Source organism: Neotabrizicola sp. VNH66 (assembly GCF_049445895.1).
GTDB lineage: Bacteria > Pseudomonadota > Alphaproteobacteria > Rhodobacterales > Rhodobacteraceae > Pseudogemmobacter.
In genome coordinates this window covers 1-19027 of the sequence record NZ_JBMSDW010000035.1, presented here as the reverse complement: position 1 = coordinate 19027, position 19027 = coordinate 1, and the positions used below count along the sequence as shown (strand labels likewise).

Annotated in this window: 14 protein-coding genes; 7 read left to right on the top strand and 7 right to left on the bottom strand. The window is 68.2% G+C overall.

Going from position 1 to position 19027, the window contains the following annotated elements:
- A partial coding sequence (locus ACO2Q5_RS23615) for a hypothetical protein (RefSeq protein ID WP_423295654.1) occupies window positions 1-1390 on the bottom strand: 1390 nt, incomplete at its 3' end.
- A gap of 274 nt (window positions 1391-1664) precedes the next feature.
- Between ACO2Q5_RS23615 and ACO2Q5_RS23610 the strand changes: the two genes are divergently transcribed.
- Window positions 1665-3905 carry a glycosyltransferase family 10 domain-containing protein gene (locus ACO2Q5_RS23610; RefSeq protein WP_423295652.1) on the top strand — a complete coding sequence of 747 codons (2241 nt, stop codon included), beginning with the start codon at window positions 1665-1667 and terminating at the stop codon, window positions 3903-3905.
- A 76-nt stretch (window positions 3906-3981) separates the two neighbouring features.
- Window positions 3982-6288 carry a glycosyltransferase family 2 protein gene (locus ACO2Q5_RS23605; RefSeq protein ID WP_423295650.1) on the top strand — a complete coding sequence of 769 codons (2307 nt, stop codon included), beginning with the start codon at window positions 3982-3984 and terminating at the stop codon, window positions 6286-6288.
- Between the two features lie 42 nt (window positions 6289-6330).
- Here ACO2Q5_RS23605 and ACO2Q5_RS23600 read toward each other — a convergent pair whose 3' ends face one another.
- Together ACO2Q5_RS23600 and ACO2Q5_RS23595 are read right to left on the bottom strand one after the other, a co-directional pair.
- Window positions 6331-6987 (bottom strand): ABC transporter ATP-binding protein, encoded by a 657-nt coding sequence (locus ACO2Q5_RS23600; RefSeq protein ID WP_423295648.1) that lies wholly within the window; start codon window positions 6985-6987, stop codon window positions 6331-6333.
- Window positions 6988-6999: 12 nt separating this feature from the next.
- On the bottom strand, window positions 7000-8511 hold the full coding sequence (locus ACO2Q5_RS23595) for a hypothetical protein (protein WP_423295646.1): 1512 nt from the start codon (window positions 8509-8511) through the stop codon (window positions 7000-7002).
- A 100-nt stretch (window positions 8512-8611) separates the two neighbouring features.
- On the opposite strand from ACO2Q5_RS23595, the gene ACO2Q5_RS23590 reads away from it, so the two are divergent.
- From ACO2Q5_RS23590 to rfbA, 4 genes are all read left to right on the top strand, one after another.
- Complete coding sequence (locus ACO2Q5_RS23590; protein WP_423295644.1) at window positions 8612-9472, top strand: ABC transporter permease; 861 nt, start codon at window positions 8612-8614, stop codon at window positions 9470-9472.
- A gap of 192 nt (window positions 9473-9664) precedes the next feature.
- Window positions 9665-11884 (top strand): hypothetical protein, encoded by a 2220-nt coding sequence (locus tag ACO2Q5_RS23585; protein WP_423295643.1) that lies wholly within the window; start codon window positions 9665-9667, stop codon window positions 11882-11884.
- Window positions 11885-12010: 126 nt separating this feature from the next.
- Complete coding sequence (rfbD, locus tag ACO2Q5_RS23580) at window positions 12011-12883, top strand: dTDP-4-dehydrorhamnose reductase (protein WP_423295641.1); 873 nt, start codon at window positions 12011-12013, stop codon at window positions 12881-12883.
- Window positions 12876-13778, top strand: a complete 903-nt coding sequence (gene rfbA, locus ACO2Q5_RS23575) for a glucose-1-phosphate thymidylyltransferase RfbA (protein WP_423295639.1) — start codon at window positions 12876-12878, stop codon at window positions 13776-13778. Before rfbD ends, rfbA begins: the two co-directional genes overlap by 8 nt.
- Window positions 13779-13899: 121 nt before the next feature.
- Here the strand turns inward: rfbA and ACO2Q5_RS23570 are convergent, their stop codons facing one another.
- The 3 genes from ACO2Q5_RS23570 to ACO2Q5_RS23560 all read right to left on the bottom strand — a co-directional run bounded on the left by ACO2Q5_RS23570 (window position 13900) and on the right by ACO2Q5_RS23560 (window position 16214).
- Complete coding sequence (locus ACO2Q5_RS23570; RefSeq protein WP_423295637.1) at window positions 13900-14319, bottom strand: DUF4376 domain-containing protein; 420 nt, start codon at window positions 14317-14319, stop codon at window positions 13900-13902.
- Entirely contained in the window at window positions 14316-14654 is a 339-nt protein-coding gene (locus ACO2Q5_RS23565) for a hypothetical protein (RefSeq protein ID WP_423295635.1), read from the bottom strand. Before ACO2Q5_RS23565 ends, ACO2Q5_RS23570 begins: the two co-directional genes overlap by 4 nt.
- Before the next feature lie 66 nt (window positions 14655-14720).
- Window positions 14721-16214 carry a DUF2793 domain-containing protein gene (locus ACO2Q5_RS23560; protein WP_423295633.1) on the bottom strand — a complete coding sequence of 498 codons (1494 nt, stop codon included), beginning with the start codon at window positions 16212-16214 and terminating at the stop codon, window positions 14721-14723.
- Window positions 16215-16437: 223 nt separating this feature from the next.
- Here ACO2Q5_RS23560 and ACO2Q5_RS23555 point away from each other — a divergent pair, with 223 nt between their 5' ends.
- Window positions 16438-17871 carry a mannose-1-phosphate guanylyltransferase/mannose-6-phosphate isomerase gene (locus ACO2Q5_RS23555; RefSeq protein ID WP_423295631.1) on the top strand — a complete coding sequence of 478 codons (1434 nt, stop codon included), beginning with the start codon at window positions 16438-16440 and terminating at the stop codon, window positions 17869-17871.
- 88 nt (window positions 17872-17959) lie between these two features.
- Here the strand turns inward: ACO2Q5_RS23555 and ACO2Q5_RS23550 are convergent, their stop codons facing one another.
- Complete coding sequence (locus ACO2Q5_RS23550) at window positions 17960-18772, bottom strand: sulfotransferase (RefSeq protein ID WP_423295629.1); 813 nt, start codon at window positions 18770-18772, stop codon at window positions 17960-17962.
- Between the last annotated feature and the right edge of the window lie 255 nt (window positions 18773-19027).

Below are 19027 nucleotides of genomic sequence, written 5' to 3'. Positions count from 1 at the left end.
CCCCGGCAAAAGACGCGCGCAGCTGCGCCGCCAGTGCCGCTTCATCACCGTCGAGCCCGGCCAGAACCGGAAAGCCCGACCGGATGCTGCGCGCGAAATCGGCAAAGAACGGATGTGCCATCAGCCCTGCCAGATCCGCCTCCGCCACCGCCGAAATCCCAAGCGCCGCCCGACGCCGCAGGTGCCTCAGACGGTCCTCGAACCCCGCAGGCGTCGGCCCGGCATGAACCGCCCAGGCCCCCGTCAGAACATCCGCAGCCCCCGAAGACCCATAAAGCGCGTCCAGGCTTTGCCGGAGCGGCAGATCCGGCGGCGGGCCGGCGGCCGGAACGAAGGGCAGGATCAGCGCCGGATCGACATGGAAGACCCGGCCCCGGTGGCCGGGCAGGAACCGTGTCCGCAGGCGGCGATAGGGGGCCGAGCCGAGAATGGCCGTGACCTCCATCCCCGCCAGATCCCCGAGCAGCGTCCAGAGATGCAGCGCCGTCTCCAGCCCCTCTTCCGCGGGCAGCAGCGGCAGGATCCGCGCGCCCGGGGGCGCGAACAGGCTGTCGGTGCCGCAGTCCGGATCGGGGACGATCACCTCGCGGGCCATGGACAGGGCCTGGATCCGCTCCGTCAGGGAAAGCCGGTCGGTCTCGGCGGTGACGAAGCCCTGCGCCTCCAGCATCTGCCGCAGGGCCGGGGCGTTGCGCAGGCGCCGGGACAGCCCGCCGTGCCAGAGGAGCACCCGCTCCGCTCCGCCGGGCGGCACCGTGGCCCGCAGCCGGGTGATCGCCTCAAGGCTGTGCGGTGTCAGCTCCAGCCCGGCCAGAGACCCGATGGTCGCCGCATGAAGCCGGGGGATGCGCAGGCTCTCGTCCGGTGCCAGCACCCGCAGCGGATGGCCGGGCAGCAGTGCCCCGATCGCCTGCCGCGCCTCGGGCGGCAGATCCGCCGCGATCAGGACCGGGGTGCCCGGCGGCGCGCGGTGCGTGGCCAGCAAGAGTTGCGGCAGATCCTCCAGCAGAAAGCGGGCGCGCCAGCCTGGAGCCCGGTCTGAGGTCCTGTCTGCGGGCTGATCTGCGGTCCGGGCCCCGCCCGGCCAGAGGGCCCAGAGGGCCTCTCCCGATGCTTCCCCCGGTGCTTTCCCGGCCGCGGACGGCGGCGGCAGGTCGGGCCGGGCGGCGGAAGACAGCGCCAGCCAGTTCCCCCGGCCGGTCCAGACGGCCCCGGTCCCGGCCTGCACCGTGGCATTCCTCAGGCAGAGGCTCTGAACCGCAGGGCTGGCGACCACAAGTCCGCGCAGGGCAAGATGGTGATGGGCGGCCAGCCGGGGCCGTGGAACAGCCCGCGGACCCGCCTCTGCCCAAAGCGCAGCGAGCTCGTCCTCAAAAACCGTTCTGCGCATATCCCGTCCTTTGCCCGTCAGGCCCTGCACCGTGGATGTGCGGCAGAATGCGGCGCCTTGCAACGCCAGCCTGTTTCCCGGGCAAAACATCGGCTGCCGGTCCGGGAGGCCGCGGAGTGAACGGCCTGTGGTCTTGCACGGCCTTTGGCCATATGGTTCTGCTGCCGCAAGGGCCTTTTTCCCGGCAGAGTGCGGGATGTCGGCATCGGCCCTGCTGCCGGGATGACAATGGTCCCGCCGGCGGCAGATGCTGAGACAGAAGAAGAGGAAAGACATGGTGCGCGACTTTTCCGATCCGGTCCGATCCGCTCCGGGCGGAATCCGCGCTGAAAGGCAAAGCGCCGTTCTGGTCACCCGCCGCGGCTGGCGGGCGCAGGACTGGCTGGAGCGGCGGATGCGCGACGCGATGCTGGCGCAAGGCCCGCTGCCGGCGGACGGGGGGCCGCGGCAGCCGGTCTATGCCGCCTTTCCCTGGTCGGCCTATATCGACACGCTGGAGCGCCCCGATGTGCTGGAGGCGCCGCTGCTGCGCAATGCCTTGCGCACGCTGGCGCTTCTTGTGCCGCAGGGCGTCGCGGCGGTGACGGTCTGCCAGCATCCGCAGCTTCCGGCGCATCTGCCGCGTCTGGCCGCCGCCGGGATCACCGATCTGTTCTGGACCGGCGATCCTGCCACGGCCGGGCCGCTGCCGTCCGGGCTGCGGCTGCATTCATTTCCCGCCCTGCCTGCCCCCGACGCCCCGCCGGTGACCGGAGAGGGGCCGGGGGCAGCCTTTGCCTTCTGCCCGACCGAGAATGGCGGCAATACGCCCCGGCTCTGGGGGGCGGTGGCCGCCGGGCTGATCCCGGTGCTGCCGCTGGCCCTGCCGGCATTGCCCGGGCCTGCGGCGCTGTGGCAGGCGGGGGCCGTCCTTTATGCGGCGGGCACGGATCCGGCCGGACATCTGGAGGCGATCGCCGCCGCGCCAGAACGGCTGGAGGCGATGCGCACCGCCCTTGCCGGGCTGTGGCTGATCCATGGCGGCGGCGGCCCGGTCCATGACATCCTGCTGTGTCTGCTGGAACGGGGCCGCGACATGCCCCTGCCCCCGGCGCCATCCGCGGCCGGCAGCCTGCTGTGGCCGCTGATCCGCCGGTTCCGGGACCAGCCCCGCCTGACCCCGGCCGAGGCCCAGCTGGTGCTTCAGCAGGCCTCGATCGACCTGCTGTGCGGCAATGAGGATGTGCTGGCCCTGTCCCCGGGGGCGGAATCGGCGGCGGCCTGGCGGCTGGTGGCGCAGGCGCGGGCGGCCCTGCCCCCGACCAGCCCCGACAGCGCGCGGCTGGATGTCATTCTGGGGAATATGCGCGACAGGAACCGGCTGCCGCTTGGCGCGCCCGCCCGCGGCCGCGCCGCCTCGGCCCCGATGCGGGTCTTTCTGCTGGGGCCGCGGGGGCAGCGGACGCCGCTGTCCTATGCGCCGATCTGGCCGCATCTGGGCGGCAGGATCGCCTTTGCCGAAACGCCGGAGGCGGCGGATCTGATCGTGACCGGCTGGAGCCGGGATCTGGAGGATCATGCCGGGGCGCTGGCGGGGCTTTGCGGGCCGAAGGCTGCCGGAAAGGCGGGGGGGCCGCAGCTGGCCGTCCTGTCGGAAGAGCCGCTCTGGGACAGTTTGTGGAGCGGGGCGGAGCGGGACGGAGTGGCCGGGAACAGAGTGGCCGGGAACAGTCTGGCCGCGCGCGACCGGGTGCTGGAAAGCGGCACGCTGCGGCTGCGCTACCGCCATCTCAACCATGTGAATTCCGGGATCTTCGCCTTCCGGCATCTGCCGTGGTTCGTCCTCAGCGCCGACAGTTTCCCGGCCCGCTATGCCGCGCTGATCGCGGGTTTCGCCGCGATGCGGCCGCGCGACCTGCTGCGCCACTGGGCGGCGGCGCCGCTGCAGGCGGCGTTTCTGGCCGAACGCCGCGCGGGCGGGGAATATCACGCCGCCTTTCCGGCCGAGGGCGTGGCGGGCCTGTGCCTTTACCGCAGCCGCGTGGCCGAACTGACCCCCGGGGCCCGGGTCCTGCGGATGGGTCAGGGTTGGCCCGGCAGCGGCCCCCGGCGCCAGGACCTGCCCGACTGGCATCTGGACAAGCTGGCCCGGCTGCATGGCCGGCTGCGGGTCTGCGGCGCCTATGAAAACACGCTGCACCGCGATTACATCACCGAAAAGCCCTTTGATGCCTTTGCCGCCGGCGCCATTCCGGCGGTGCTGGCGGATGCGGGGCACCGGCTGTTCGAGCTGATCCTGCCCGAGGCGATGCTGAACACGGTGATGGCCCCGCCGGATCTGGCCGCGGCCCGGATCGCCGCGCTGACCCCCGACCTGATCCTTGCCGAAGCCTGGCTGGAAACGGCGAAGGGCCTGCTGTCCCGGTTCCGTGACCTGCCCCGGATACGGGAGGAACGGCAGCGCATCGCCGATGCCTGTATCCATGAGCTGCGCGGCCTTCTGGCGGATCCCCCCGCCGCGGCCGCCCCGCCTTGACAGGGCGGGGCGATCCGCCCACGACATCGGCCCGACCCGCCTGCCAAGATTGTCCGACGCCAATTGAAAGAGACCCATGACGGACCGCCCCATTCTCAGCATCCTGCTTCTTTGCCATAACGAGGCTGTCTTCATCCGGCGGGCCGTCCGCTCGATCTTGTCCCAGACCTTTGACCGGCCGGCCGAGATCATCCTGATGGATGATGCTTCCGTCGATGGCAGCGCCGAGATCGTCCGGGCCGAGGTGGCCGCCGCCGCCCGGCCGAATTTCTCCCTCCGGGTGATCCGGTCCGAGACCACCCTCGGCAACGGGGCGGCCTTCGTCACCGCCCTCGCCGCGGCGCGGGGCCTCTATTACCATGTGCTGGACGGCGATGATTTCTGGGTCGACCCCGACAAGCTGCGCAAGCAGGCAGAGCTGCTGGACACGACCCCCGGCCTGACCGGGGTGGCGCACCGGGCCATCGTGCGGTCCAGCGCCGATGGCAGCGAAAGCTTTCACCCCCAGCAGGAGCCGCCGAAGCCCGTCCTGAATATCGAGGACCTGCTGACGGGGCGGATCTATTTCCACACCAGCACCATGCTGTTCCGCAACAGCTTTTACAATCCGGCGACCGGCGGCAGCGATGTGCCCGCGATCTTCCGCGATGTGCGCGGCGACACGATCCGGCTTTACGTCCATGCCTTCCGCGGCAGCATCCGCTATCTGCCGCAGACCATGTCGGTCTATGACGACCATCGCGGCGGCATCTGGACCGGGCTGGACTGGCCGGGCAAGCGCGACCTGCTGAACAACCTCTATACCCAGCTGTCGCAGCACGGCTATCTGACCGATATGGGCGATGCCCGCGCCAGCGCCTTCATGGCCGAGCAGCTGGCGGCGATCGCCGCCTATGCGCCCAGCTCGCTGCGGCCGATCTCGCTGCATCCCGATCAGGTGGCCACCGCGCCGCGCCAGCGGCTGACCGAGGTCAGCCGCGTCGCCTCGCTGCTGGATCTGGAGACCCAGCTCTCCGGCCTGACCGCGGCCGGCCATTTCGAGGATGCGCTGCGGCTGGTCTTCCGCTTTCTCAGCGCGCTGGCCTATGATCCGAACATCTCGGTCGCCGGCCGGTCGCGGCGGCTGAGTTCGGTCGAGATCGACTGGCACTGCGCCCATATCGGCGGGCTGATCGCCGCGCGGCAGAAGATCCTGCCCGTGGCCGCCGATCCCGCCAGCCTGGCCGAAGGCCCGGTGGTCCTGCTGGTCTCCGGCATGGCCGAAGATCAGGACGGCATGTGGGCTCAGACCCGCGACATGGTGGCACTGTGGCGGGGGCGGCGGCGCATCGTCATCCTTTCGACCGAGCTTCTGCCCACCATGCCCGATATCCAGGCCCGGCTGGGCGAGGATGTGGAACTGCTGCTGAACACCGATCAGGGGCTGGTGGAAAAGACCGCCTGGCTGATCTGGCATATCGCCCGGCTGAAACCCGCACAGATCCTGGTCAATCCCGCGCGCAATGATGTGGTCATCGCCGCCGGGCTGCGCCGCGAACATGCGCCCCGCATCCACCTTCTGGGCACCTACCGCACCGGCTATCTGCCGGGCTGCCATTCCTATGCGCTGGACGGCTATGTGCTGCGCCGGCCCTATGATCTGGCCTGGTTCGCCAGCCTTGCCCCGCAGCGCGAGGTGATCCATCTGCCGCTGTTCCTGCACGAGGCGCCCGCCACCGCCGCCGCGGCCGGGGCGCCTCTGGTGACGGCCACCTTCTCCCGCTCGGAAGAGGCGCTGGATGCGAATTACGATTACGGGCTGCATCTCGTCGTGCCGGTGCTGCTGCGCTCGGGCGCGCATCGGCATGTGCATCTGGGGCCCCTGTCCGATTCCGCGCTGAACCGCATCCGCAAAGAGCTGATCCGGCAGGAAATCCCGCCGGAGGCCTTCCAGCATCATCCCGGCAGCGGCGATACCGGCGCCGATCTGGTGGCGGCGGGGGCCACGGTGTTCCTGCAGGGCTTCCCCCGGCCGGACAGCGCCGCCGTGCTGGCGGCGATGGCGGCCGGACTGCCGGTGATCGCGCATCGCAGCTATCTGCACCCGGCCCTGTCGCTGGCCGATCTCTGCCCGCCCGAAGCGGCAGAATGGGCCGATGCCGAACAGCTGGCCGCGATCATCCGCGGCATCGGCCCGGCCTGGATGAAGGCCCAGACCGAGGCCCTTGGCCGTCATCTGGAAAACCGGCTCGCCGGCGGGGCGGCCCTGTCGGCGGCACTTGGCGAGGGGTTCATGGCGCCGGTCCCGGCGGCACAGATCCCGCAGCTGCCGGTGCCCGACGGGCGGCAGGAACTGCGCCGCCTGATGACGGAACTGCTGGAAATGACGGTCTTCCGGGTCTGAACCCGCGGCCCTGCGGTCCCCGGGCACCCGGGGACCCGCCTCTCAGGCCTGCATGTTCTGCAGATGGGCCCGGATGGCGTATTCGATATTGTCGTAGACCCGCAATTCGCCATGTTCCAGCACCACGCCCATGGTGCAGAGCTGCCGCATCGTCTCCATCGAATGCGCCACCACCACCGCGCCGCTGGCCCGCATCCGGCTGAGAAAGACCGCCTTGCTTTTCTTGCGGAAGGCCTCATCGCCGACGCTGGTCACCTCATCCACCAGATAGGTGTCAAAACGGATGCCCATGCTGACCCCGAAGGCCAGCCGCGACAGCATCCCCGAGGAATAGCTGCTGATCGGCAGGTGGAAATGATGGCCGAGTTCGGCGAAATCCTCGACAAATTCCACCAGCGCATCGGTATCGACACCATAGACCCGGGCGATGAACCGCGCGTTCTGCGCCCCGGTCAGACTGCCATGGAAGCTGCCGGCAAAGCCCACCGGCCACGAGATCGTCCCGTCCGAGATCACCCGCCCCGAACTGGGCTTCAGCGTGCCCGCGATGATGCGCAGCAGGGTTGATTTCCCCGCCCCGTTGCGCCCGAACAGCCCCACCGATACGCCGGTGGGAAAGGTGACATTCAGCCGGTTCGCCACCGTCTTGCGATGGCCGTCCCGGACAAAGGTCTTCGTGATGTTTTCCAGCCGGATCACGGAAGCCGCCTCTCAGCGCCGGTCGCGAATACTGTAATAGATCAGCACCCCGATCGACCATGCCATCAGCAGGAAGAAGGCCGTCAGCCCCAGAAGCGTCCAGCGGGCCGGATATTCCGCCTTCTGCGCCACCGTGGGCATGATATGCGCCGCCAGATAGCGCGATTTGCGCTGCGCCTCGGCCTGGGCCACATCATAGGCTGCCAGGGCGGTGTGATAGGTCTGCTCGGCAAATTCGCGGTCAACGCTCAACCGTTCGAATTCGGCCACCATGGTCGCATAATCCTCGCCGCCCGGACCCTGGCCGTTCTCGCCGAATTTCTGGCGTTCTTCGGCGATGCGGCGCTGGATGACGATGATCCGCTGCTCGGTCTGGGTGATGCGCGGATCGGTTTCGGTGGCGGTGGCCCGCAGCAGGTCCAGTTCGACATAGCTTTCGGCCAATTGGGCCTGGAGGCTGTTCAGCACGCCCATCTGACCCTGCAGATCGGCGACCGGATCGACCACCCGGCTCTGCATGCGGAATTTGGTCAACGCCTCGCGGGCTTCCTTCAGCCGCTCCAGCGCCCGTTCCATCTCGGTCCGGGTGTAGCGGGTGGCATCTTCGCGCGCATCCTGCGACAGCAGGTTCACCTTTTCGGTGCTGCGCTCCAGGATCTTGGTGGCGATGAGGGTGGCATCCTCGGCCGTAAAGGCCAGCACCCGCAGGGTCATCAGCCCCGAGCTGGTGTCATAGGTGATCTTGACCTTGTCTTCCCAGTGATCGACCAGATCCTCGATCGAACCATCGGGGTTGAAGGCGAAGATCGGGTCGTTCGGCCAGGCCTTGGAGAAGATCGCCTTCAGGTCGATCTCGTCATCCAGAAACTCCACCAGCTCCTGGCTGTGGATGTAGTCATAAAGGATGTCGGCATCGGAACTGCTGCCCGAAAGGCGGGTCAGCCCGCCCAGAATGCCAAGCGAGGAGGAGACCTCCTCGGTGCGGACCGAAAAGCCGACGGTCGAGGCATATTGATCGACCGCGACCAGCCACAGATAGGAGGCGGTGAGGAAGACCGGCAGGACCACGAGGGCGGCAAAGCTGGCCAGGATACCGCGGTGGCGGAGCTGCATCGCGGCCTCGGCGGCCACCGGCCGCACGGCAGAGAGCTTCGAGGGCGCAGGCGCTGTCCCGGCGGGCGGGCCCCCCGGCCGGGCCTCGGCCTTGAGCACGGGCCTGACCGGCGCGGGAATGGCGGATTCCCGTGCGGCCCCGTCTCCCGCCAAAGGGCGGGCCGGGCTGACCGCCGCACCGGCGGGCGGGCGGCCCGCGGTCAGACCGACCATGCGCCGCAGGGTGGATCTGGCCACGGCGGTTTCGGGCAGGGGCACGGCAAGGGGCGGCCTCTCCTGGCTGCCCTCGCGGTCTTTCTGGGGCGGCGGCACCTCCGGTCCGGGCTGCGGCGGCACGGCCCCGCCCGGATTGCTGACGGGGGCGACCTGCGGCTCCGGTACGCGATTGGATTCATGCAATGATTTGGTCATGGTGATCCGCTGAACAAATGGTTTTCGGAGTCAGCTCCCCTGACACCCTTTTCTTACAGGAGGCCCTGTGATAGTTCCAGAGGCTGTTTCGGGGAAGACCATGACCCAGCCCTCATCCGCGCAGCCGCCCGTTTCCGCCGGAAAATCCCCGACCGTTCCCCCGCCCCTTCCGCCGGCGCAAACCAGCCGCTCCCGCCGCAGATTCCCGACCCTGCGCACGGTCATCGCGCTGATTTTGCGCGAAATGGCGACCAGCTACGGAAATTCTCCCGGCGGCTATCTCTGGGCGGTGCTGGAACCGGTGGCCGCGCTGGCCATGTTCTCGCTGGGGTTTTCGCTTATTTTTGCGGCACCGCCGATCGGCAACAGCTTTCCGCTGTTCTATGCGACGGGTCTGCTGCCCTTCTCGCTGTTGAACGACATCGCGAACAAGACGGCCACCGCGATCCGGTTTTCGCGGCCGCTTCTGGCCTATCCGGTGGTCAGCTTCATGGATGCGCTTCTGGCGCGGTTCCTGCTGAACGTGCTAACCCATCTCATGGTGGCCTATCTGGTGTTCTTCGGCCTCATCGTGATCTTCGATGCACGGGCAGAGCTCAATCTGCCGGTCATCCTGCTGGGCTTCGGCCTTGCCGCCTGTCTGGGCCTGGGGATCGGCACGCTGAACTGCTATCTGATGACCGCCTTCCCGATCTGGGAACGCACATGGCAGATCCTGACCCGGCCGCTGTTCATCGTCTCGGGCATCTTCTTCACCTATGATTCCATGCCGAAATCCGTCCAGGAGATCGCATGGTACAATCCGCTGCTGCATATCATCGGCACCACCCGCGACGGGTTCTACGGCGCCTATCGGGCCGATTATGTCAGCGTGACCTTCGTCATGGCGGTGGCCTGCCTGACATTCTTCCTGGGAATGCTGCTGCTCTGGCGTCATAACCGCAGTCTGCTGGAAAACTGACCCCCCGCCGCCGCATCGGCTGCTGACATCGGGATGGCGTCCTTTTATACGGATAGGAACATATTGAGTTTTTCAGCAGTCTTCGGACATGTGCCATGCCCATTCCGGTTGACAAAGCCCGCGTCGCAACCATCCCTCCAAACCGGGCGGGTGTTTCCGGTCCGGCCGCTGATATTGAATAAGGTGCTATAGATGCCGGATGAGCCTTTGGCCGATCTGCCCGTTCTGATCCTTGCCCCTGCCGCGCGCAGCCGGCCGGCCGCCGCCATGCTGCTGGAGCTGTCGTCCCTGGCAGAGGTCGTGCCCGATATCGCACAGGCGCAGATCCGGCTGAGGGAAACGCCGAAGGCGCGGCTCGTCTTCCTGTGCCCGCGGCCCGAGCCCTGGGTCGCCGAGGCGCTGGCCGCGGGGGTGGCGCCCGCGCAGGCGGTGAAGGACTGGCAGGCGCTGCTGAAGGGGATCATGCCCGGCCTGCGCCGGCAGCGCCGCCGGACGGTGCTGCTGTTCGAGGAAAGCCTGACCCATTCCGCCGCCGCCTGCGCCGCCGCGCTCGGGCTGGACTGGGGGGGACGGCCCGCGCCCGTCCTGCCGCCGTCGGATCCGGTGCTGGACATCATCGCCCGCGACGCCCTGCTCAGGGTCCCGGCCGCCCATACGCTGGCCGCGGAGCTGGAGGCCACGGCCTTCGTCCCCGAGGGGTATGAGCCGTTCTTCCTCAGCGATCCCGACGATGTTTTCGCGACCTATAACGCCGTCCGGCAGGACCGCGCCGGGCTTGCCGCCACCGCCGCCGACCTGCGTGACAGCCTGACTGGCCGGCAGGAAGAGATCGACAGCCTGTCGCGCGATGTCGCGGCGCGGGATGCGGATCTGGCCACCGCCGCCGCGGCGGCCGCAGGGGCGCAGGATCAGCTCCGCGATCTGCAGGACAGCCAGACCGCCCTGTCCCAGCAGGCCGCTGAAGACAAGGCCCGGATCGGCGCGCTGGAGGACGAAGCCGCCGCGCTGCGCGGCCGGCTGACGGAAGAGACCGCGGCGGCGGAGGATCTGCGCAACGCGCTGGTCGCTCGCGAGGCCGAGATTGCCGGGCTGACCCGGGAAGCCGGAGAGCAGGCCGGCGCCTTGTCGGAAGCCCAGGCCGAAGCGGCACTGCTGCGGGACCAGATCCGGCTGGAGGCCGAAAATCTGCAGAAACAGCAGGCCGAAATCACGGCGCTGCAGGCCGCATTGGCCGAGCAGGGGACCGAGCTGGGGGCCGAGCGCGATGCGCTGCGCCGCGATCTGGCAGAACGCGACGCCCAGACCGCCGACCTCCTGCGCGAGGTCGAGGCGCAGAACCACAAACTGCTGGAAGCGGAGGCCGAGGCGGCATTGCTGCGCGACCAGATCCGGCTGGAATCCGGCAATCTGTTGAAGCTGCAGGCCGAGACCACGGCGCTGCAAACCGCATTGACCGAGCAGGGGACCGAGCACGATGCGCTGCGCCGCGATCTGGCCGAGCGCGACGCCCAGACCGCCGACCTCCTGCGCGAGGTCGAGGCGCAGAACCACAAGCTGCTGGCCGCAGAGGCCGAAGCCGCACTGCTGCGCGACCAGATCCGGCCGCAGGCCGCCAGCCTGCACCGGCTGCAGATCGAGACCAAAGCGCTGCATGCCTCGCTGGCCGAGCAGGGGGCCGAATGCGATGCGCTGCGCCGCGATCTGGCGGAACGCGACACGCTGACCGCGGAGCTTATGCGCGAGGTTGAGGCGCAGAACCGCGATCTGGCCGGACGCGACAAGCAGACCGTCGATCTTCTGCGCGAGGTCGAGGCGCAGAACCGCAAGCTGCTGGACGCGGAGGCCGAAACCGCGCTGCTGCGCGACCAGATCCGGCTGGAGGCAGAGAACCTGCGGCAGTTGCGGAGCGATCTGAAGGCCCGGACGGACCGCACCGCCGCCGCGGAATCCGCCCTGCAGGGGCTGCAGGCCGAATTCAGCCGCTACCGCGACACCACCGAGGCGGAGCAGACCCGGGCCAAGGCCGAGGCACAGGCCGCCATCCGGCAATTGCAGGATCAGCTCTATCAGACCGGCGAAGGGCTGGAGCATTATCACGCCCAGCTTGAGGCCCTGCAGATCGAACGGCAGGAGCAGCTGGCACAGATCCGCCAGCTGCATCAGATCCGCGAGGAGCTGGAGGGATATTTCGATCAGGCGCAGCATCTGTCGGGACAGGTGGACAGCCTGACCTTCGAGGTTGACCGGCTGCAGACCGAAACCGCGACCAGCTTTGCCGCGCTGACGCAGAGCGAGCAGCAGTCCGACCAGCTCAAGGCCGAGATGCAGCGCATCTACGGATCGCGGAGCTTCCGGCTGATGAAGCCGCTGTGGCGGGTCCGGAGCGCGATGCGGACCTCATCTTCGGAATGACCCGGCACGGGAACCCGCAAACAGGGAAGCAGCGATGAAACGGATGGTCACCGGCGGGGCCGGAACGGTCGGAGCGGTCACGGTGCGGCAGGCAATCTGCGGCGCCGGACGGCCGGGGGTCCGGGCATGAAGCTGCTGGTGTTCGGACAGACCGGACAGGTGGCCCGCGAGCTGGCCCGCGCCCTGACGCGGGACGGGGACGGCCGCGCACCGGAGGCGGTCTTCCTGGGCCGGGAAACGGCCGATCTGATGCAGCCCGAAAGCTGCGGCGCGGCGATCCGGCTGCACCGTCCCGATGCGGTGATCAATACCGCCGCCTGGACCGCGGTGGACCGGGCCGAGACCGAGGAGGCGGCCGCCACCACGGTCAATGGCGCGGCCCCCGGGGCCATGGCGCAGGCCGCGGCGGATCTGGGCCTGCCCTTCCTGCATGTCTCGACCGATTATGTCTTTTCCGGCGAGGGAACCCGCGGCTGGAGCGAAACCGACCGGCCGGCCCCTCTCAACGCCTATGGCCGCTCAAAGCTGGCGGGCGAGACGGCTGTTCTGGCCGCCGGGGGCAATCCGCTGATCCTGCGGACCTCCTGGGTGTTTTCGGCCCATGGCACGAATTTCGTGAAGACCATGCTGCGGCTGTCCGAAAGCCGCAGCACCCTGAACGTGGTCGAGGATCAGATCGGCGGCCCCACCCCGGCCTCGGCCCTTGCGGCCACCTTGCTCATGCTGGCCGGGGCGCTGCGGGCCGGGGCGGCGGGCGGGGTCTATCATTATGCCGGGGCGCCCGAAACCAGCTGGGCCGGGTTCGCCCGCGAGATATTCGCCCGGGCGGGCCGGGCGGTCACGGTGACGGGCATCCCCTCCTCGGCCTATCCGGCCCCCGCGCGGCGGCCACTGAATTCCCGGCTGGACGGGGCCGGATTGCAGAGAGATTTCGGGATCATGCCTGCAGACTGGCGGGCGGATCTGTCGCGGGTGATCGGAGAGCTGAGCCATGGGTGACAACAAGATGCAGCGCAAAGGGATCATCCTTGCCGGCGGATCGGGCACGCGGCTTTATCCCATCACGCTCGGCATCTCGAAACAGCTGATGCCGGTCTATGACAAGCCGATGATCTATTATCCGGTCTCGGTGCTGATGCTGGCCGGCATCCGCGAGATCGCCATCATCACCACGCCGCAGGATCAGGACCAGTTCCGGCGCCTTCTGGGCGACGGCAGCCAGTGGGGCCTGTCCTTCACCTTCATCTCCCAGCCCAGCCCCGAGGGGCTGGCGCAGGCCTATATCCTGGCCGAGGCGTTCCTGGCCGGGGCCCCTTCGGCCATGGTTCTGGGCGACAACATCTTTTTCGGTCAGGGCCTGACCCGGCTTCTGGCCGAGGCCGATGCCCAGGACAGCGGCGGCACCGTCTTCGGCTACAAGGTCTCGGACCCGGAACGCTATGGTGTCGTCGGCTTCGATGCGGCGGGTCAGGTGGTGTCGATCGTCGAGAAACCCGCGAAGCCCGCCTCCAGCTATGCGGTGACGGGCCTCTATTTCCTGGACGGCACCGCCCCGGCCCGCGCCCGGCAGGTCACGCCATCGGCCCGGGGCGAGCTGGAGATCACGGCCCTGCTGGAAATGTATCTCGCCGAGGGCAGCCTGCAGGTCCGCCGCATGGGCCGCGGCTATGCCTGGCTGGACACCGGCACCCATGGCAGCCTGCTTGATGCCGGGAATTTCGTGCGCACCATGGAAGAACGGCAGGGCCAGCAGGTCGGCTGCCCGGAAGAGATCGCCTTCGAGCATGGCTGGCTCAGCGCGGCCGAACTGCAGGCGCTGGCCGCGAAATATGCCAAGAACACCTATGGCCAGTATCTGGCGGGCCTGCTGAACCAGACCCGGGTGGCGGAGTAAGCGGGTGACCTGCGGACCGGTCCCCTTCCGGCCCGGTCTGCAACGCTGCACCCGATCCGGCCGGCCCGGGGAAAGCTGATCCCTGGCAGATCGCAGCCCGCGATCTGCGCAGGCCCCTGCCTTACAGCGGCCCGGGTGTGCTTCCGGGCCAGCCGGCCTCGGGGTCAAAGGGCCGGTCAGAGGGGCGGTCAAAGGTCTGGGCGGCGGCCAGATCGGCCAGAAGTTCGGCCTCGCGGTCGAAACAGGCCTGCACATGGTCCCGGATCGCCCGGGCCGCGGCCAGGATCGCGGGCGCGTCCAGCCGCACGAACCTGTCGCCCAGCTTCCACTGCACCGCATATCCGGGGTCGGTCATCGCCGACAGGGCCGCCGCAAGGATCCGTTGCTGACTGACCTCGCCGGTGTCGAAGAACAGGCCCTCCACCGTGATCCCGGCATGGATCGCCACATCGCGCCGCGCCCGGATCCGGTCCTGTTCGGCCGCGATCTCCGCCGCCTTCTGCACCGCTTCCGGGATCATCCGGGTCCAGTCGATGCTCATGCCATATCCTCCTCGGCAGGGGTCAGGGCCGGCAGGACGACCGGGCCGGGATCAGAGGTGTAGATCGGGGCGGGATGGGTGACGGCCTCCGCCTCTTCCGTCGGGGGCCAGGGAACCGGACCATGCGGCAGGATCAGTGGCACGGTGAGAAGGCCCTCCGCCGCGCGCGTCACATCCCCCGCGATCCAGGGGCTGGCGATCGCTGACCGCGGCAAGACCGCCCCGGGCGGCAGCTGCGCGAAATCCAGCGCCACACCGTCCAGGGTCAGGAGATCCCCTGAGACCATGACGGTCAGGGCAGCGTCCATACGGACGGGGGTCAGAACGAGTTTCATGGCTGTCTCCCCTCAGAACCAGCGGCCGATGGCCTGCAGGCTGGTCGTCACCTCGGTGCCGGACGATTACGCCGCATATTGCTGGAATGCGGCCTGGGTGGTGCTGGTGCAGCGCCCGCTTGCCCAGCGGCCTGCCGCAAGCGGGGCGGCCGAAACACTCACAAGGCTGTTTGCGAAAGCGGCGGGAAAGCTCCAGACCCCCTCGGCAGCGGCAGAGAAGATCGTGCCCGCCGCCGTGCTGCAGGTCAGGGCCGGCCCTGCGGAAAGCCAGCAGATCTGCGTGCCGTCGGCCAGCCGGAGATAGTCTCCGTTGGCATTGCTGCCGCGTTCGGCCATCGCGCCGGTGGGCTGACCCGCCGTCTGGCTGACCGGCCCGACCATGAACTGGCCGGCGGGCAGCGGATACCACAGGATCGGCGTGGTCAGGCTTGTCCCCTGCCAGCCGATCCACGCCCGGCTGTTGGCCTGAGACGGGGTGCCGGAGGAGCGGAAGTCCAGAAAGATCCGGTGGCGCGACGTGCCGGTCGAAGCGGCACTCGCCTCCATGACCTGCAGGATATGAACCCAGGCCGCCGATTCCGGCCCCCCCGGTGTGGTTCCGGCGCCATAAGAATAGTTCCCGGGCGGCAGATCCCGCTCGTGCAGGGGGGTGGTCCCGCCCAGGACAACGGCCCCGCCGATCCCGGGATCGCCGACCTTGGCCAGACGGCCCGCCGTGCGGTCGGCCACCGATTGCGTCACCGCCGCACCGGTGACCGGGACATTGATGCTGAAGCCCGCGGCCGACAGCAGGGCCCGCTGGACACCCGCCACCGACAGGCCGATCTGCCCCGCCGCCGGGGCGAACAGCCCGCTGTCCGGACTGCCCAGAAAGGCCATGCCCGGCCGGGTGGCAAGGCCCGCATCCGCGATCAGCCCGGCCGGCAGTTCGACCGCGCCGCTGGCGGCCCGGGCGCGCAGGGCGGTCTGGAAACTGCTGCCATTCGGGCTGGTCTTGAGGACAAAATCATTGTCCCCCGCCGTGCCCATCTCGGCCCGTCCGGACCAGCCGGTCTGGAACAGAAGACTGGCGGTATCGCCCGCCGCCGCCTTGTTGATCTTCAGCTGATGGCCCGCCCCGGCATGGGTAAGAAGGCTGGCTTCGGCAGAAACCGCCAGCCGGTTGACCGGATCCGCCTCGGTGGCGATCCCCAGCCCCGCCGCACGCTGCATCACCCCCTCGGGGCCCAGCCAGACCGTCCCGTCGAAGACGACCGGACAGCCCTCGTCCAGCACCTCGACGCGCCAGCCGCGGCGGGGGGACATGAACTTCCAGAGGTTCACGTCCCAGAGCGCGACCCGGCCTTCCTGTCCGGCAAAGGCGCCCGCGGCCCCGGCCGGCACGATATAGCGTTCGCCCTGCACCGGCGCGACCGGCGGGGAAAGGCTCCGGCGGCTGACGACGACCGGCTGGACGATCAGATCCAGGAGAGCCAGCGCCTCGTTATGGGTCACATGCTTCTGGGCCTGATTCTGCTGGATAAACGGCAAGTCCAGAACGGCAGACGTATCTGTGGACATCGGGAACCTCTTTCCTGGGCTCCGGAGTTTTAGAAAAACCTGCTTTGCGCGGCATTAAGCCTGCGTCCGCGCCACCGGCCGTTCAGGCAACAGGCAGACCGCGGATCATCGCGGCGGTTTTGGACCTTTCATCCCCGCCGATGGTGGCACGACAGGATTTTTTTGATAAGAGTGCGCCGGTTGCGGCAGACATGCCTGCAGTCATTTGTCCAAAGAGGTTTGCATGAACATCACCCCGGTTCTTTTGTGCGGCGGCTCCGGCACGCGACTCTGGCCCCTGTCACGCAAATCCTACCCCAAGCAGTTCACCAGACTGACCGGGGAAGGCTCGCTGTTCCAGCAATCCGCACAGCGTCTTGCCGGTCAGGCGGGCCATGTGGCCTTTGCCGATCCGATGGTCGTCACCAATGCCGATTTCCGCTTCGTCGTCACCGAACAGCTGACCGAGGTGGGCATCAACCCCGGCCCCGTCCTGATCGAGCCGGAGGGGCGCAACACCGCCCCCGCCATTCTGGCCGCCGCCCTGCATCTGGCCGCGACCGACCCCGAGGCGGTGATGCTGGTCGCGCCCTCCGACCATGTGATCCCCGATGCGGCGGCGTTCCGCGCGGCGGTCGCCGCCGGGCTGGCCGCCGTGGCCGAGGGCCGTCTTGTCACCTTCGGCATCACCCCGGACCGGCCGGAAACCGGCTATGGTTATCTGCAGCTCTCGGCCCAGCCCGATGGCAGCGGCGCGCCGGTCGCCCTGACCCGTTTCGTCGAAAAGCCCGATCTGGCGCGTGCCACCGCCATGCTGGCCGACGGGGCCTATCTGTGGAATTCCGGCATCTTCCTGTTCCGGGCCCGCGATATCCTGACCGCCTTCGAGACCCATGCCCCGGCGATGGTCGCGCCCGTCCGGGCCGCTGTCGCGGAGGCGAAGGCCGATCTCGGCTTCCTGCGTCTGGCCGCCGGTCCCTGGGCCAAGGCCGAGGAGCTGTCGATCGACTATGCCGTGATGGAGAAATCCGACAAGCTTTCCGTGGTGCCCTTCGCGGCGGGCTGGTCGGATCTCGGCGGCTGGGATGCGGTCTGGCGGGAAACCAGCCCGGATGCCAAAGGGGTCGTCACCTCGGCCGGGGCCACCGCGATCGATTGCGAGAATGCGCTGCTGCGGTCCGAAGCGGAGACGCTGGAAGTTGTCGGGATCGGCCTCAAGGACATCATCGCCGTGGCGATGCCCGATGCGGTTCTGGTGGCCCATATGGACCGCGCGCAGGATGTCAAACGCGCGGTCGAGGCGCTGAAGGCGAAAAAGGCCAAGCAGGCCCAGACCTTCCCGCGCGATTTCCGGCCCTGGGGCTGGTATGAGAGCCTGGTCATCGGCGACCGTTTCCAGGTGAAACGCATCGTCGTGCATCCCGGCGCGGCGCTCAGCCTGCAGTCGCACCATCACCGTTCCGAACACTGGATCGTGGTGCAGGGCACGGCAAAGGTGACGGTGAACGAGGATGTGCGGCTGGTGACGGAAAACCAGTCGGTCTATATCCCGCTGGGCGCCATCCACCGGATGGAAAACCCGGGCAAGGTGCCGATGGTGCTGATCGAAGTGCAGACCGGCAGCTATCTGGGCGAGGATGACATCATCCGCTACGAAGATATCTACGCCCGCAGCTGAGGCCGCATCCGGCGGGCCCCGCCCGGGGCCTGCCGCTTTTCCCTGCCCCGCCCGTTTTCATGCCGGGCGGGTCCCCGCAGGTCAGCCCCTACCAGACCTCGACCGTGCCGTCGGGCAGATAGCCGCAACGCTCCATCAGCGGGGCGCAGATCCTGTTCACGATCCCCTGGAACTCCGGCGACAGCGGGTCAAGGCGGCGCGTGGTGTCGATCGGGCCGTGATATTTCGGCGAATAGAACGGATCGGCCTTTTCCGCCTCGGTCGTCTGATGCGACCCCTGATCCCAGAGCTGAAGCGGATCAATCCCGCCCATCCCGGTAAAGCTGCGCAGCTGGTCGGTCAGCCAGTCCTGCCCCAGATCCTCATAGCGGAAATGGAAGACGCTGCCCTCCATATCGGGATCGTCCAGATGGGCATAGCTGTGCATGTATTCATCGGCCAGACGATAGACATCGCTCACAGTCATCTCGATCCCGCTGCGGGCATAGACCTCCTGCTGCGAGCGGATCACGTCATGCGGATGGCGCAGCACCGTCACGAACTGGGTGGGCCATTCGGTCACCGCCTTCACCGACGCGAAATTCTGCGTCAGCAGCGGATCCTTCACACACATGATCACCGGCTGTTTCAGCACCCGCCAGATGTAGAACATCGACTGCTGCGCCAGCTTGCGGACATGCAGCTTCAGATGCTCGGGCACCTTGAAGAAATGCGAGGTATGGGACTGCCACTGGTCCATCCCCACCGTGTAGGATTCATAGATCGGCCGCACGAAGCTGATCTCGCAATGATAGTCATTGCAACCCGGCGCCGTGCACAAAAGAGCATGGGTCACGCTGGTTCCAGAGCGCGGCGCGCCCCCGACGAAGATCACCTTGCGCGGCCCTGTTGTCTCGGACATTCCGTATTTCTCCAGTCTGCCTTGGATACTGGCCTGTGCCCGGCCCGTAATGAATAATAGAACAGGCTCTTAGCCCGGCACCCGTGCCAGTGCCAGTGCCCTGTGCTTCACGTTACCGCTCTCTGTCTTTCCAGAGGTTTTGGACGGCGTTTTGCATGTTTTTTGCGTAATCTGGGTTGTTGACGAACCCCGGGTCTGCGGCGGCGCGGTGCAGGCGCTGTTTCAGGGTGGCGCGGCGGGCGGGGTCGTTGCCGA